This is a genomic window from Streptomyces sp. NPDC017936 (assembly GCF_044328485.1).
Lineage (GTDB): Bacteria > Actinomycetota > Actinomycetes > Streptomycetales > Streptomycetaceae > Streptomyces.
In genome coordinates this window covers 228,290-243,558 of sequence record NZ_JBIRHK010000015.1, presented here as the reverse complement: position 1 = coordinate 243,558, position 15,269 = coordinate 228,290, and the positions used below count along the sequence as shown (strand labels likewise).

Annotated in this window: 13 protein-coding genes and 1 riboswitch; of the genes, 4 read left to right on the top strand and 9 right to left on the bottom strand. The window is 74.2% G+C overall.

Features of this window, described 5'->3' with window-relative positions; translation table 11 throughout:
• Positions 1-112 precede the first annotated feature (112 nt).
• Complete coding sequence (locus tag ACH4F6_RS29095; protein WP_397963340.1) at positions 113-1,909, top strand: AMP-dependent synthetase/ligase; 1,797 nt, start codon at positions 113-115, stop codon at positions 1,907-1,909.
• Positions 1,910-2,090: 181 nt separating this feature from the next.
• Here the strand turns inward: ACH4F6_RS29095 and ACH4F6_RS29090 are convergent, their stop codons facing one another.
• Together ACH4F6_RS29090 and ACH4F6_RS29085 are read right to left on the bottom strand one after the other, a co-directional pair.
• On the bottom strand, positions 2,091-3,233 hold the full coding sequence (locus ACH4F6_RS29090; RefSeq protein ID WP_397963339.1) for a glycosyltransferase family 4 protein: 1,143 nt from the start codon (positions 3,231-3,233) through the stop codon (positions 2,091-2,093).
• Positions 3,234-3,676: 443 nt separating this feature from the next.
• On the bottom strand, positions 3,677-4,990 hold the full coding sequence (locus tag ACH4F6_RS29085) for an MATE family efflux transporter (protein WP_397963338.1): 1,314 nt from the start codon (positions 4,988-4,990) through the stop codon (positions 3,677-3,679).
• Positions 4,991-5,111: 121 nt separating this feature from the next.
• Here ACH4F6_RS29085 and ACH4F6_RS29080 point away from each other — a divergent pair, with 121 nt between their 5' ends.
• A complete protein-coding gene (locus tag ACH4F6_RS29080) occupies positions 5,112-5,642 on the top strand; it encodes a PadR family transcriptional regulator (RefSeq protein WP_397963337.1) in 531 nt (176 codons plus the stop codon).
• Here ACH4F6_RS29080 and ACH4F6_RS29075 read toward each other — a convergent pair whose 3' ends face one another.
• The 5 genes from ACH4F6_RS29075 to ACH4F6_RS29055 form a co-directional block, all read right to left on the bottom strand.
• A complete protein-coding gene (locus ACH4F6_RS29075) occupies positions 5,643-6,854 on the bottom strand; it encodes a hypothetical protein (RefSeq protein WP_397963336.1) in 1,212 nt (403 codons plus the stop codon).
• A 130-nt stretch (positions 6,855-6,984) separates the two neighbouring features.
• Positions 6,985-8,001: an NlpC/P60 family protein gene (locus ACH4F6_RS29070; RefSeq protein ID WP_397963335.1), complete on the bottom strand. Its 1,017-nt coding sequence runs from the start codon at positions 7,999-8,001 to the stop codon at positions 6,985-6,987.
• 226 nt (positions 8,002-8,227) lie between these two features.
• Positions 8,228-9,262 (bottom strand): NlpC/P60 family protein, encoded by a 1,035-nt coding sequence (locus ACH4F6_RS29065; protein ID WP_397963334.1) that lies wholly within the window; start codon positions 9,260-9,262, stop codon positions 8,228-8,230.
• Positions 9,263-9,530: 268 nt separating this feature from the next.
• Positions 9,531-10,874, bottom strand: coding sequence for an NYN domain-containing protein (locus tag ACH4F6_RS29060; protein WP_397963333.1), 1,344 nt, complete (start codon positions 10,872-10,874; stop codon positions 9,531-9,533).
• A gap of 78 nt (positions 10,875-10,952) precedes the next feature.
• Positions 10,953-11,192 (bottom strand): hypothetical protein, encoded by a 240-nt coding sequence (locus ACH4F6_RS29055; RefSeq protein ID WP_055541554.1) that lies wholly within the window; start codon positions 11,190-11,192, stop codon positions 10,953-10,955.
• Between the two features lie 172 nt (positions 11,193-11,364).
• Here ACH4F6_RS29055 and ACH4F6_RS29050 point away from each other — a divergent pair, with 172 nt between their 5' ends.
• Together ACH4F6_RS29050 and ACH4F6_RS29045 are read left to right on the top strand one after the other, a co-directional pair.
• Positions 11,365-12,111, top strand: coding sequence for a rhomboid family intramembrane serine protease (locus ACH4F6_RS29050; RefSeq protein ID WP_397963332.1), 747 nt, complete (start codon positions 11,365-11,367; stop codon positions 12,109-12,111).
• A complete protein-coding gene (locus ACH4F6_RS29045; protein ID WP_073952588.1) occupies positions 12,108-12,389 on the top strand; it encodes an Lrp/AsnC family transcriptional regulator in 282 nt (93 codons plus the stop codon). The genes ACH4F6_RS29050 and ACH4F6_RS29045 overlap by 4 nt, the downstream gene beginning before the upstream one ends.
• 34 nt (positions 12,390-12,423) lie before the next feature.
• On the opposite strand, the gene ACH4F6_RS29040 is transcribed toward ACH4F6_RS29045, so the two are convergent.
• A complete protein-coding gene (locus ACH4F6_RS29040) occupies positions 12,424-13,785 on the bottom strand; it encodes an aminotransferase class V-fold PLP-dependent enzyme (protein ID WP_397963331.1) in 1,362 nt (453 codons plus the stop codon).
• Between the two features lie 199 nt (positions 13,786-13,984).
• A riboswitch (SAM riboswitch) is annotated at positions 13,985-14,101 on the bottom strand.
• 74 nt (positions 14,102-14,175) lie between these two features.
• The gene (trpD, locus tag ACH4F6_RS29035) at positions 14,176-15,240 is read right to left on the bottom strand and encodes an anthranilate phosphoribosyltransferase (protein WP_397963330.1); all 1,065 of its coding nucleotides are present in this window, start codon (positions 15,238-15,240) and stop codon (positions 14,176-14,178) included.
• Positions 15,241-15,269 lie beyond the last annotated feature (29 nt).

The window sequence follows — 15,269 nt, the reverse complement described above, 5'->3', positions numbered from 1 at the left end:
AGTCGTGCTCAGGATTTCAACCACCGAATACCTGAGTGCCCTCCCGAGCCTTGGACCGCACCGTCGCATCACACAACGTCGTGGCGCCGGCGCCCTATGAGGAGCAGCAGTCTTGCGCGAGTTCAGCCTTCCGGCTTTGTACGAGGTCCCTGCGGACGGCAATCTGACCGACATCGTCCGCAGAAACGCCGCGCAGCACCCTGACGTCGCCGTCATGGCCCGCAAGGTGGGGGGCGCGTGGCAGGACGTGTCCGCCACGGTCTTCCTGGCCGAGGTGCGCGCCGCCGCCAAGGGCCTCATCGCCTCCGGCGTCCAGCCGGGCGACCGCGTCGGCCTGATGTCGCGCACCCGTTACGAGTGGACGCTGCTCGACTTCGCGATCTGGAGCGCGGGCGCGGTCACCGTGCCGGTGTACGAGACCAGCTCGCCGGAGCAGGTGCGGTGGATCCTGTCCGACTCGGGCGCCACCGCCTGCGTCGTCGAACTGGACGGCCACGCCGCCGCCGTCGAGTCGGTGCGCGAGGACCTGCCCGCCCTCAAGCACGTCTGGCAGATCGAGGACGGCGGCGTCGAGGAGCTCGGGCGGCTCGGCAGGGACGTCTCCGACGAGGCCGTCGAGGAGCGCAGCTCGCTGGCCAAGGCCGACGACCCGGCGACCATCGTCTACACCTCCGGGACGACCGGCCGGCCCAAGGGCTGCGTCCTCACCCACCGCAGCTTCTTCGCCGAGTGCGGGAACATCGTGGAGCGCCTGCGGCCCCTCTTCCGCACCGGCGAGTGCAGCGTCCTGCTCTTCCTCCCGCTCGCGCACGTCTTCGGCCGGCTGGTCCAGATCGCCCCGATGATGGCGCCGATCAAGCTGGGCACGGTCCCGGACATCAAGAACCTCACCGACGAACTGGCCTCCTTCCGGCCGACGCTGGTGCTGGGCGTGCCGCGCGTCTTCGAGAAGGTCTACAACTCGGCGCGCGCCAAGGCGCAGGCGGACGGCAAGGGCGCGGTCTTCGACAAGGCGGCGGACACCGCGATCGCGTACAGCAGGGCGCTGGACACCCCGTCGGGCCCGTCGATCGGCCTGAAGATCAAGCACAAGGTCTTCGACAGACTGGTCTTCGGCAAGCTGCGCGCGGTGCTGGGCGGCCGCGGCGAGTACGCGATCTCCGGCGGCGCCCCGCTGGGCGAGCGCCTCGGCCACTTCTTCCGCGGCATCGGCTTCACCGTCCTGGAGGGCTACGGCCTGACGGAGTCCTGTGCGGCGACCGCGTTCAACCCCTGGGACCGGCAGAAGATCGGCACGGTCGGCCAGCCGCTGCCCGGTTCGGTCGTGCGCATCGCGGACGACGGCGAGGTGCTGCTGCACGGCGAGCACCTGTTCAAGGAGTACTGGAACAACCCCGGCGCGACCGCGGAGGCGCTGGCCGACGGCTGGTTCCACACCGGTGACGTCGGCACCCTCGACGAGGACGGCTACCTCAGGATCACCGGCCGCAAGAAGGAGATCATCGTCACCGCGGGCGGCAAGAACGTCGCCCCGGCCGTGATCGAGGACCGCATCCGGGCGCACGCCCTGGTCGCGGAGTGCATGGTGGTGGGCGACGGGCGGCCGTTCGTGGGCGCGCTGGTCACCATCGACGAGGAGTTCCTGGGCCGTTGGGCCGCCGAGCACGGCAAGCCGGCGCATTCCACCGCGGCGTCGCTGCGTGAGGACCCGGACCTGCTGGCCGCGGTCCAGTCGGCGATCGACGACGGCAACGCCGCGGTGTCGAAGGCGGAGTCGGTGCGCAAGTTCCGCATCCTGTCCTCCCAGTTCACGGAGGACTCGGGTCACCTCACCCCGTCGCTGAAGCTCAAGCGCAACGTCGTGGCGAAGGACTACGCGGCGGAGATCGAGGCGATCTACGCGAAGTAGCACCCGGGTCGTCCTGCGGCGCGGTGTCCTCGGCGAGGACACCGCGCCGTCGCGCGTCCGGCGGGCGCGGCGCCGGCGCCGTCCGGGACCACTCCGCCCGGGAGTCGACGCCCTGTCGGCCGACGGGCAATCGACTGACGTCGCGTCAGGTCCGCTGTCCCGCGCCCTGGGGCGGACCGCGCTACAGCAGGGTCTTCAAGCGCTCCGCCAGGAGGTCCCAGCGCCACCGCTCCTCCACCCACCGCCGGCCCCGCTCCCCCATCCGGCGGCGGAGTTCGGGGTCGGCGAGGAGGGGGACGACGCGGTCGGCGACCTGGTCGGGGCAGCCGCCCCGGACGACCCAGCCGGTCTCGCCGTCGAGCACGGCGTCGGGGGCGCCGCCGGAGTCGCCGGCGACCACGGGCAGCCCGGTCGCGGAGGCCTCCAGGTAGACGATCCCGAGCCCCTCCACGTCGAGCCCGCCCCGGCGGGTGCGGCAGGGCATCGCGAAGACGTCACCGGCGCCGTAGTGGGCGGGCAGGTCCGACCAGGGCACCGGGCCGGTGAAGCGCACGGAGGCGGCGACCCCGGTCTCGTGCGCCAGCCGGCGCAGGTCCTTCTCGTACGGGCCGCCGCCGACGATCAGCAGCACGGCCTCCGGCTCGGCGGCCAGGATCCGGGGCATGGCCAGGATCAGGGTGTCCTGCCCCTTGCGCGGCACGAGCCGCGAGACGCACACCACCACCGGCCGGTCGGTCAGCCCGAGGCGCGCCCGCACCTCGTCCCCGCCGGAACCGGGGTGGAAGGTCTTCTCGTCGACGCCCGGCGGCAGTTGCACCATCCGCCCGGCCGCCTCGGCGCTCAGCGCGGTCGCGATCCGCGAGCGCGTGTACTCCCCGAGGTAGGTGATCGTGTCGGTCGTCTCGCCGATGCGTCCCAGCAGTTGCCGGGAGGCGGGCAGCTGCGCCCAGCCGGCCTCGTGTCCGTGCGTGGTGGCCACCAGCCGCCGCGCGCCGGCCCTGCGCAGCGCGGGCGCCATCAGCCCGAGCGGCGCGGCCGCCCCGAACCACACCGACGTGCACCCGTGCTCCCGCAGCAGCCCGACGGCCCGCCGGGTGGCCCCCGGCGTGGGCAGCAGCATCGTCGTCCGGTCGCGCACGACGGTGAAGGGCTGTTCGGCGTCGAAGGCGGCCGTGGCCTCGACGCCCTCGCGCGACCGCTTCCAGGTGGACGCGTAGACGACGAGCCGATCGGGGTCGAGCCGGAGCGCCATGTTGTGCAGGAACGCCTGGATACCGCCGGGGCGGGGCGGGAAGTCGTTCGTCACGATCAGGGTCTTGTGCATCGCCGCCGACCCTACCCAACCCGTGCGCACGGCCGCGCCCGGCGGTCTCGCCTCCCGCGCCTCCCCGCGTGACCGGGGCACGCAGGCGGAGCCGCCGGGCGCCCTCGCCCGGCCGGGGGCGTGCTCGCCGCCGGCCGCCGTGACGGCCGGCGGCGAGGGGTCCGCGCCGCGCACGCCCGCGGGCGCCTCCTTCACCTCGCGCGGCCGCGCCCCGGCCCGGCGGTCCGGTTCCGCGCCCCGCGCCCCGCGCCCCGCGCCCCGCGCCCCGGCGGACCCGACCCCGCCGTGGAGGCCCCGGTGCCCCCCCCGACCCGGCGCACACCACCGCCACCGGCGGCGGCGCGGGCCCGGCCGCCCGAGCCCCGCGGTCCGCCCGGTCGGCGGCGGGTGCGCCGCCGGCCGCCCCCGCGTCCGGGCCGGCCGCCAGGCCCGACGCGCCCCGGTCAGGCCGCCCGCACCCTCGGCGCCTCCGTCTCCTCCTGCCGGCCCGCCCGTCGCAGCAGCACGGCCACCGCGGCGCACTGCACCGCCATCGCGAGCGCCAGCGCCAGGCACACCCCGGGCAGCCCGAGCCCCGACAGGGCGTGGGCGAGCGGCAGTTGGACGGCCGTGCCGAGCACGGTCACCCGCAGCAGCGCCGGCGCTCCCCCGCTGCCCTCGAAGACCCCGCCGAGCGCGATGAACCCGGCCATCAGCAGCAGGTACGGTCCGACGCAGCGCAGGAACAGCACGCCCTCGTGGGCCACGGCCGGTCCGGCGCCGAAGACGGCCATGATCCAGGGTGCCGCCGCGGCCAGCAGCAGGGCCGCCGCCAGCCCGGCCGTCCCGGAGACGAGCAGCGCCTGCCGCCCGATGGCCCGCCGCCGGTCCCGCCCCGTGCCCCGGGTGTGGGCGGTGTGGATGGCGGCGGCCTGGCGCACCGCGTAGAAGGCCATCGTCGCGACGTACAGGACCTTGTAGGCGAGGGCGTACGCGGCCACGGCCGTCACCCCGAGCCGTGCCACGACGGCGACCAGTCCGAGCGCGCCGGCCTGCCGCACGGTGAAGTCGAGGGACATCGGCAGCCCGGTGGTCAGCGTCCGGCGCAGCGCGGACCCGGTGCGCGGGGCGCGGGCGGCCGACCGCAGCAGGGCGTCGCGGCGCAGCGCGAGCAGGCCCGCGCCGAGGGCCGCGCTCCGGCACAGCACCGTGGAGGCGGCGGCGCCCCGGACGCCGTACAGGTGGATGAGGAACGGGTCCAGGACCAGGATCAGGCCGTTGGCCAGCAGGGCGAGCCGCAGCGGGGTCCGGGTGTCGCCGGCGCCCTTGAGGATGCCGTCGACGAGGTTCTGGGCGAAGAAGACGGCCGTGCCGGGCAGGGAGATCGCGAAGTAGGCGACGGCGAGGGACAGGGCGGGGCCGTCGCCGCCGCCGAGCACCAGCCGGGCCAGCGGCTCGCGCAGCAGGAAGCCGCCGACGACGACCACCGGCGTCACCACCGCGCACAGCGCCCAGCCGCCGCGCACGGCCGCGCGCACGGCCGCCGGGTCGCGGGCGCCGCGTGCGTGCGCGACCAGCACGGTCGTCCCGGAGGCGAAGACCAGGGCGACGCCCAGCAGCACGTTCTCGGTGTTGGTGGCCACCGCGACGGCGGCGACCGCGGGGCCGCCGAGCCGGGAGACCCAGACCGTGTTGATCAGCCCGGCGGCGACGGAGGCGAGGAGCGAGAAGTAGACGGGACGGGCGAGCGCGACGAGCTGCTCGCGGTGACTGTTCACGGTGAGGCCCCCCGGGGCCGGCCGGGGACGCCGGCCGGAGACATGGACTGCATACCTCTAACCGAGGTAGCTCGAAAAGAGGTAGCATGGGGGCACGGCGACCGCAAGGAGGAACCGCCCGATGCTGGAACTGTCGATCCTCGGCTTCCTCGCCGAGCAGCCCCTGCACGGCTACGAGCTGAAGGAGCGCATCAAGGCCCTCAGCGGTCACGTCCGCCCGGTGAGCGACGGCGCGCTCTATCCGGCGATCACCCGGCTGGTGACGGCCGGCAAGCTCGACCAGCGCACCGAGGAGGGCGCGGGCGCGGCCCCGCGCCGGGTGCTGTCCCTGACCGGCGCCGGCCGCGCGGACCTGCTCGAACGGCTGCGCCGGCCGAAGCAGACCGAGATCACCGACCAGGTCCGCTTCAACACCGTCCTCGCCTTCCTGCGCCACCTGCCCGACCGGCGCGAGCAGGCGGCGGTGCTGCGCCGCCGCCTGGACTTCCTCGAGGCCCCGTCGAGCTTCTTCTACCGGGAGGGCGAGCCGGTACGGGCGGAGGAGGCCGAGGACCTGTTCCGGCAGGGCATGCTGCGGGTGGCGCGGGCGACGGGCGAGGCGGAGCGGGGATGGCTGCGCGAGGCGATCGCGCGGCTGGAGGGGACCGGCTGATCAGCCCAGCTGGTCGCGCAGGTACCGCCGCCACTCGGCGGTGAAGTCCGCCGGCGTCGTCCCGAGCACGCTCCCCATCGCGCCCTCGACCGCCCCGTCGCGTTCCCCGTGCTCGCCGACGGCCCGGTAGAACGCCTCGAGCCGCTCCTCGCCCCAGCGCTCGGCGATCATCCGGCAGGCCAGCCAGCCGCCCTCGTAGGCCCGCGCCAGCCGGGTGGCGTCGCCGGAGAAGCCGAAGTCGTCGTCGGTGGGCAGGGCCTGGGGAGCCTGCCCCCGGGCGAGTGCGTTCCCGAGCTCGGGGGCGGCCTGCCGCGCGGTGCGCCCCGTGCCGCGGTAGCCGACCCAGTCGGCGTAGCCCTCGGACAGCCACAGCGGGGTGGCGGCGTTGGTGTGGGCGCGGGTGGCGACGTGGGTGGTCTCGTGGGTGAGCACGACCTGCTGCCCGAGCGGGCCGAGCAGGCCGTACGCGTCCGGGTTGACGATGATCCGGTCCGCGGGCGTCCTGGCCGCGCCGCCCGTCTCGCCGGTGGTGACGGCGGCGATCCCGCGGTAGGACGAGGCGGGCGAGCCGAGGAGCGCCGCCATGCCGTCCAGCGACTGCGGCACGAGCAGCACGACGCGCCCGGCCCAGTCCGTGCCCCACGCCCGGGAGACCGCCGGGACGGCGCGGTCGGCCAGGTCCGCGAAGTCCCGCAGCCGTGCGTCGGTCTGCCCGACGCCCAGGACGAGGCTGTGCGCGCCCCGGACGGCGGTCACCGCTCCCTGGTCCCACGCCTGCTCGCCGGTCTTCTCCCCGGGCCGCTCGGAGGCCACGCTCCACCGCCCGTCCGGGTCACGGGTCAGGCGCACCGTGCGGGCCGTGGTCACCGGGGCCCGGTCGTAGCCCTCGATCCGGTAGCTCAGCTCGGCGTCGGCGGTGGCCGTGTCGCCGCTGCGGTGGAGGGCGGTCACGCGGTAGGACCAGGCGGCCAGCGGCACGGCCCGCAGGCGGGTGTACCCGGCGCGGTCGCCGGTGGCGGCGTAGCCGGCCTCGTCGTGCGCCAGCACCGCGGCGGCCCGCCGGTCGAGCAGCCGCTGCACCTCGGCCCGCGCGCCGTCCGTCGTGGCCCGCCCGCCGCACCCCACCAGCAGCAGGAGCAGCAGCACCGGGGCGACGAGCAGCCGCCACAGCCCCGTGCCCCGGCATCCGCACGCCCGCCTTCGCCCAGCCATCCACCCGATCGTACGGCGACGCCCTCGCGCCGGGTCCCCGCCGGTGCCCCCGCGGGCCCCCGGCGCCGCACCACCGCGTCCGGCGGCTCACCGGTTCACCGGGCGGGCGCCCCCTCTGCCGCAGGCGCCCTCAGGGCCGGGTCACCGCCGACACCGGCATCATCCCCACCGGGTCGTAGCGCACCGGCGCGCCCGGGTAGGGGGCGTGGATGACCTGGCCGTCGCCGACGTACATGCCGACGTGGCTGGCGTCGGAGCGGTAGGTGACCAGGTCCCCGGGGCGGGCCTGGGAGAGGGGGACCCGGCGGCCGGCGTGCGCCTGGGCCTGGGAGGTGCGGGGGAGAAAGACGCCGGCCCGGGCGTACGACCACTGCATCAGACCCGAGCAGTCGAAGCCCGTGGGGCCGTTGGCGCCCCAGACGTACGGCCTGCCCAGGGCGGAGCGGGCCGCGGCCACGGCGGCGGCCGCCCGGCCCGAGACCGGGGCGTCGTCCCAGGGGCCCGGCGCGCCGGTCCGGCCGGAGCGGGAGGCCCGGTCGTAGGCGGCGCGCTCCGCCGACGGCAGGGAGCCGAGCAGCCGCCGGGCCCTGGCCAGCTTCCGCTCGACGGTCCGCTTGTGCCGTGCGACGGCCTCGCGGCTCTTCTCCAGCTCACCGAGCTCGCGGGTGGCCTCGGCGCGGTCCTGGGCGAGTTCCCGCACGGCGTCCCGGAGGTCCTTCAGCTCCCCGGCCTGGTGGGTGGTGATGCGGTCGAGGACGGAGGCCTTGTCGAGGTAGTCGTCCGGGTCGTCGGAGAACAGCAGCGCCAGGGACGGGTCGAGGCCGCCGGAGCGGTACTGCGCGCCGGCCAGCGCGCCGAGCTGCTCGCGCAGGTCGTTGACGCGGCTCTGGCGGCGGGCGATCCGGTCCTGGGCGTCGCCGACCTGCCGGCGCAGCGCGCGGACCTTCTCGCCGGCCTCGTTGAAGGCCTCGGTGGCCTTCTCGGCCTCCCGGTGGAGACGGTCCACCTCGGCGCGGGTGTCGTCGTGCGGCGCGGCCTGGGCCGGTACGGCGGCGGACACGGCGCCGAGGGCGGCGGCCGCGACGGACAGGACGCCCAGGGCGCCACGGTCGAACCCGGACGGTGCAAGACGGCGATGGGACCCCACGGAGAGCCGCGCTCCTTCCACTGGCGGACAGGGAGCTCCCCCGGCGTGACGCCGGGGGAAACGCGGCAGACAGTAGCCGCGCCGCGCGGGGCCCACCAAAGAGCCTTCGTGGCCGCACGACGTGAACGCCCCGCCTCAGACGCAGGTCATGGGCGGGGCGCGGGGTCAGTTCACGTCGAGGCGATTCGCCCGTTCGGGCGGTACGGAGCCGTGGTCCTGCGGGGGCTCAGATCCGGACGCCGAACTGGAACGGCATGTTGTTGATCGACTCGTAGCGCACGACGGTGCCGGTGCGCGGGGCGTGCAGCACCTGGCCGTTGCCCGCGTAGAAGCCGACGTGGTGCAGGTCGCCGTAGAAGATGACGAGGTCGCCGACCTTGAGGGCGGACTGGGAGTAGATGCGCGTCCCGGCGTTGGCCTGGTCCTGGGAGATGCGCGGGATCTGCACGCCGGCCTGGGCGAACGCCCAGGAGGTCAGGCCCGAGCAGTCGAAGGAGGACGGGCCGGTGGCGCCGTAGACGTAGGGCGAGCCGATCTTGCTCTGGGCGGCCTGGAAGGCGGCGAGGGCGCGGCCGGACGCGGGGGCGGTGTTGCCGAGGTCGACGCGCTCGCCGGCGTCGCGGCTGGCGCGGGCGTCGGCGGCGGCCAGCTCGGCCTTCTCCGCGGCCGTCAGCGTGTTGAGGAGCTTCTGCGCCTCGGCGAGCTTGGCCTGGACTTCCTTCTTCTTCTTGCCCAGCTCGGTCCGGGTGGAGGCGAGGTCCTTGAGCTTGTCGGACGCCTCGGCGCGGTCCTGGGCCAGCTCGCGCTGCTTCTCCTGGATCTTCTTCAGCGACTCGACCTGCTGGGCGCTGAGCTGGTCGGCGGTGGACGCCTTGTCCAGGTAGTCGTCGGGGTTCGACGACAGGAAGAGCTGGAGGGAGGAGTCGATGGTGCCCGTGCGGTACTGGGCGGCGGCCGCGAGGCCGATGCTCTCGCGCAGCTCGTTGAGCTCTTCCTGGCCGCGGGCGACGTCGTCCTGGATGGTGGAGATCTCCTTCTGGAGCTTCTCCTGCTTCTCCTTGGCCCCGTTGTACTTCTCGGTGGCCTGCTCCGCCTCTTCGTAGAGCTTGTCGACCTTGGACTTGACCTCGTCCTTGCTGGGCTTCTCGCTCGGCGCGGCGTTGGCGGCCTGCGCGCTCAGGGCGACAGCGGCGGCGGCCGCGGTGGTGAGCACGGTGACACGTGCGCGGCTCGGCTGCTTGGGTCGACGGTGGGACGCCACGAAGGCGAGCTCCTTCTTCCTCCAGCCGCCTACCGACACGCCGGTGGGCGGTGCCCCTCCGCCGTCACTCACCCTTGTGAGTGATCACCCGAGCGGAGGTTCGAGGCCAGACCCTAGTGACCTCTCCGTGATCAGTTCAAATCCTCGCACCAAAAAAGTCGGTGACGCAATGCATTCTTTACGCCCAATCCACGTGCAGTGATGCCGGGTTGACGCTACGTTGCGTGACACTTGCGTCAATTCGGGCATTAACCATGGACCTTGGCCTTCAGGACAACCGCTTGAGAAGTACCGCAGAAGCCACCGGACGCGCCCCCGCCCGCGCGACCCCGTCGGCCACCTCGCGGTCGGTCGAGGCGACGATCACCGGCCGGCCGGGCGGCTCGGCCCGCACCAGCTGCCGGATCAGCTCGTCCGCGGTGACACCCGGCTTGGAGAACAGCACCCGCACCCCGCGCGGCGGCGCGAGCAGCACCGGCGCGACCAGTTCGGCCCCGTCGAAGACACAGGTCACCTCGGCGCCGGTCTGCGCGGCGAGCTGCGAGAGCTGCCCGAGCAGCCGCAGCCGCTGCTTCTCGAGCGGCATCTGCGGATAGCCGGTCTTGGTGACGTTGTAGCCGTCGACGACGAGGTGCGCCTGCGGCAGGGCGAGCAACTGGTCCAGGATCGCCGGGTCGTTCTCGGACAGCGCGCGGGCGGCGATGTCCTTCGGGGTCATCCGTCCCGGTTCGACCGCGTCCACGGTCTCCGCCGGCCGGACCGACACCGGCGGCAACGCCAGCTCCCGGCGCAGCCCTTGGGCCGCGTCCAGCACGGTGTCCAGCAGCAGCCGCACCCGCATGTCCTCGACGCTGCGCCCCTCGCGCGCCGCACGCCGGGCGGCCTCCAGAGCGGCCTCCGCCTCCCCGAGCCGCGCCCTCAGCCGCCGCGTCTCGCTCTCGGCGGCGGACACCTGCGCCTGCCCCTCGGCGCGCACGGCCTCCATCTCGCCCTGCACCTTGCGCAGCGCGGCCTCACCGCGCTTGACGTCGCTGAGGGCCGAACGCAGCTTGCGGTGAAGCGATTCCGCTTCCTTCTTCGCGGACTCCAGCTCCGCCCGCAGCCGTTCGGTCTCGGCACGGGTGTGCTCCCGGGCCCGGTCGAGCTGCTCGCGCAGCCGCTCCAGCTCCGCGCGGCTCTCCTCGCCGACCCGTTCGGCGTCCGCCCGCTGCGCCTCCTCGCCGGCCGCCGTCACCAGCTTGACCCAGTCGGTGGGCCGCAGCACATAGGCCGCGGCCGCCACGTCGAGCGGATCCGCGGCCGGGGGCGGCGAGCCGGAGTCGAGGGCGCCGGCCAGTTCCGGCTGGGCCTCTCTGAACTTCTCGGCGATGCGCTGCCGGAAGAGCGGATCCGTCTCCAGCGCGGCCGCCATCGCGTTGCCCGCGAACTTGGCCCGCCGGTTCGGGGCGAACCGGGCGTACTGCCGCAACTGGGCGGGCAGTTCGCCGACGGTCAGCCCGCCGAAGCCGTCCGAGACGATCTGGACGACCCGGCGGCGCACACCGTCGGGCAGCGGACGGTCGAGCACCTCAGCGGCGCCGTCGCCCGGCCCCCCGCCTGCGCTCTCCACCATCCGTCACACCCCACTAGCTAGCTGTGCGGGACCCTCCCCCGTTCTCGGCTTCGCTCGAGCGGGCGGGGATCCCCGTCGTCAGGAACCGGCGCCCGGCCTGTCCACGAGTTCCACCTGGTCCACGGCGTTGCACCAACGACACCGCACCGACTCGATGGTCTCACTGACCACCTCGCGCTCCTCGACCTTGGGCTCACCGGCGAGATCGAGGTGCACGTACTCGACGACCTTCGACGAGCGCGTCACGTCGAACCGGGTGAGGTTGCCGCAGAGCGTGCAGCGCCACCGCGTGGTGGCGGTCGGCAGGGGAACCGTCATCGTGACCGTCCGCTTCCTTCTAGTGTCGGTCTTCGGACGCCGGGGCGCGCCCAAGGGCTCCCCGGTCCATGTGGCTCGTAACCCTACGGCCTGGCGGGTACCCGTCGCCCCCCTGTCCACGGCGGCGAGGCGGTCCGGGGCATTGCGTCCCGTTACGTCATGCTCTGTGTTCATGACCGGCGACTGGATCGGCACCGTGCGCAGGACCGTGGGCAGAGCGATCCGGCGGCCCCGCGCGCCGGTGACGTACGCGCTGATCACCCTGTGCTGTGTGATCTTCGTGACCGGCCCCGCCTCGGGCATCGGCACGGCGTACGGCACCGGCGAGGCCCTGCCGGCCGCCCGGCGCGCCTACTTCCACCGGTGGGGAGTGGTCCCGGCCGAGCTGTTCGAGGGCGCGGCGCCCTCCGCGCTCACCCCCGCGACGGCCCTGTTCGTCCACGGCGGCTGGGTGCACCTGCTGGGCAACATGCTCTTCCTCTACGTCTTCGGCGCCATGACCGAGCGCCGCATGGGCCACGTCCAGTTCACGCTCTTCTACCTCGGCTGCGGCTACCTGGCCCTGGTGGGGTACGCCGCCGCGCACGCCGACTCCGGACAGTCCCTGGTCGGTGCCTCGGGGGCGATCTCGGCGGTCCTCGGCGCGTGCCTGTACCTGTTCCCCCGGGCGCGGGTGACCAGTCTCCTGCCGTTCCTGTTCTTCCTGCCGCTGCGCTTCCCGGCGTGGGTCGTGCTGCCCTTCTGGGCGGCCCTGCAGTGGGTGGCCGCGGGGCAGGCCGCCCGGGGGCCGGGCGTGGCGTACCTGGCCCATCTGCTGGGCTTCGGCCTGGGCCTGGTCTTCGCGTGGGCCCGGTTCCAGGGGACGACTAGAGTGAAGGCCGCCCCAGCTCCGGCCCCCGAGGGAGAGAACCAGCCGTGATCACCGCGATCGTCCTCATCAAGACCAGCGTGGACCGGATCCCCGAGATCGCCGAGCGGATCGCTTCGCTGGACTCCGTGAGCGAGGTCTTCTCCGTCACCGGCACGTACGACCTGATCGCCATGGTGCGGGTGCGGCAGCACGAGGACCTGGCGGAGGTCATCCCGGGGCGGATCAGCAAGATCCCCGGCGTGGAGGCGACGGACACGCACGTCGCCTTCCGCACCTACTCGCAGCACGACCTGGAGGCGGCGTTCGCGATCGGGCTGGACTCCTGACCCCCTGACACGGCTCCCGCGCGCGAGGCCCCCCTCACACCGCCGGGACGCAGCGGCCGTCCTCCGTCCGGTACCGCCACTTCGCGCCGTCGCTCACCAGCTCCTTCACCGCGTTCACGAAACGCTCCACGTGCTCGTCCGGGGTGCCCGCGCCGAAGCTCACCCGGACGGCGTTGAGGGACTTCTCGCCGGGGGCGGCCTCGGGGGAACCGCACTCGCCCTGGCTCCGGGGTTCGCCGCCCAGCAGGGTGCGGACCAGCGGGTGGGCGCAGAAGAGGCCGTCGCGGACGCCGATGCCGTACTCGGCGGAGAGGGCGGCGGCGAAGTGGGAGCTGTTCCAGCCCTCGACGACGAAGGAGATCACGCCCACGCGCGGGGCGTCGTCACCGAACAGGGACAGCACGCGCACCTCGGGGACCTCGGCCAGGCCGGTGCGCACCTTGTCGATCAGGTACCGCTCGCGGGCTACCAGCGTGTCGAAGCCCGCCTCGGTCAGGGCCCGGCAGGCGGAGGCGACGGCGTAGGCGCCGATCACGTTCGGGGAGCCGGCCTCGTGCCGGGCGGCGCTCTCGTGCCACTCCACGTCCACTCCCCCGTCCTCGCGCCGGGTGACCCTGCGGCTGGCGCCGCCGCCGGCGAGGTAGGGGTCGGCCTCCCGCAGCCAGTCGGCCCGCCCGGCCAGGACGCCGGCACCGAAGGGGGCGTACAGCTTGTGCCCGGAGAAGGCGACCCAGTCGACGTCGAGGTCCTGGACGGACACCGGGTGGTGCGGGGCCAGCTGGGCCGCGTCCAGGACGATCCGGGCGCCGTGGGCGTGGGCGGCGGCGGCCAGCTCGCGGACCGGCCACAGCTCGCCGGTGACGTTCGAGGCGCCGGTCACGCAGACCAGGGCCGGGCCGTGAGGGTCGCGGCCGGCGAGGGCGCGCTCCAGGGTCTCGACGGCCCGGCCCGGGGTGCGCGGGGCGTCGAGGCAGGTGACCCGGGCGTCCTTCCAGGGCAGCAGCGAGGCGTGGTGCTCGGTCTCGAAGACGAAGACCTGGCAGCCGGCGGGGAGGGCCGCGGCCAGGAGGTTCAGGGAGTCCGTGGTGGAGCGGGTGAACACCAGCTGGTCGTCGGCGCGGCAGTCGAGGAACTCCGCGACCGTCCTGCGGGCGTTCTCGAAGAGGTCGGTGGAGAGCTGGGAGAGGTATCCGGCGCCGCGGTGGACGCTGCCGTAGTACGGGGCGTAGGCCGCCACGTCGTCCCAGACGCGCTGGAGGGCGGGGGCGCTGGCCGCGTAGTCGAGCGCCGCGTAGGCGACCTCGCCGCCCGTGACGAGCGGGACGGTGACATCCGCGCCCAGAACGGGCAGCGGGGCACAGACGGACTGGGCGGCGGCAGCGGTGGAGACGGACATGGCGGAACTCCCGTGAAGGCAGGCGAGGGCGCTCGGTGGGAACCCTCGAGGAGGACACCGCACCGTGCCGGACGGCGCGTCGACGGCACGGACGCGGTGGAAGAGGTGAAAGGGATGCGGAGGCGGGGCTCTGCGGCCCTATCGCATTCGCTTGCTCACGGAAGGCTCCTCGACGACCAGGACCCCTGGTTGCTCGAGGGGTCCGCGCTTGCCGTGGACCTCGCTGCCCACGACCTGGTCTTCACCCGGGGCACCCCGCCACGGACGGAGGGTTGCCGGACAGTCGGCCGGGGCCTCATGACTGTCACTCATGACCTGGGGGAGAACGTACGCTAAGTGATCGCGGTCCCGCAACCCGTGTCCGGATCGCGGGACCGCACCCGGTGTCCGCTACGCGTTGCTGGCCGCCACCCAGCGCTCCAGCGCCCGCTCGGCCGCCCCGGAGTCGATGGACTGCGCCGCCTTCTCCATGCCGGCGCGGATCTGCTCGGCCAGCGGCGCGTCCGTCGGGTCCAGCGCCACCAGGGCCGCCGCCGCGTTCAGCAGGACGGCGTCGCGCACCGGGCCCGTCTCCCCCTCCAGCAGCCGTCGCGCGACCTCCGCGTTGTACGACGGGTCCGCGCCCCGCAGCGCCTCCACCGGCACCAGCTCGATGCCGACGTCCCGCGGGTCGAAGGTCTCCTCGGTGACCTTGCCGTCGCGCACGATCCACACCCGGGAGGTGGACGTGGTCGTCAGCTCGTCGAAGCCGTCGTCGCCGCGGAACACCAGGGAGGAGTTGCCGCGCTCGGCGAGGACACCGGCGATGAGCGGGGCCATGCGCGGATCGGCCACCCCCACCGCCTGCGCCTTCACCTTCGCCGGGTTGGTCAGCGGACCGAGCGCGTTGAAGGTGGTCCGGATGCCCAGCTGTCCGCGCGCGGCGGCGACGTGGCGCAGCGCCGGGTGGAACTTGACCGCGAAGCAGAAGGTGATGCCGGCCTCCTCGGCCACCTCGGCCACCCGCCGCGGGGTCAGTTCCAGGTTGACGCCCAGCTTCTCCAGGACGTCCGAGGCGCCGGACGCGGAGGAGGCGGCCCGGTTGCCGTGCTTGACGACCTTCGCGCCCGTGCCGGCGATGACGATCGACGACATCGTGGAGATGTTCACCGTCTTCGCGCCGTCGCCGCCGGTGCCGACGATGTCGACGGTCCGCCCCGGCACCTCGATCACGTTGGCGTGCTCGTACATCGTCCGGACCAGGCCGGTGATCTCCTCGACCGTCTCGCCCTTGGCGCGCAGCGCCACCGCGAACCCGGCGATCTGCGCGTCGGTCGCCTCGCCGCGCATGATCAGGTCCATCGCCCAGGCGGTGTCGTCCGCGCTGAGGTCCCGGCCCTCCAGCAGGCCGTTCAGCAGGGCGGGCCAGGAACGGCCCGCCGCGGTGTCGCCTCCAGCGGGGGTCACAGCGCTCATATGCCGCTCCTGGGTCAGTCCGGTCCCGC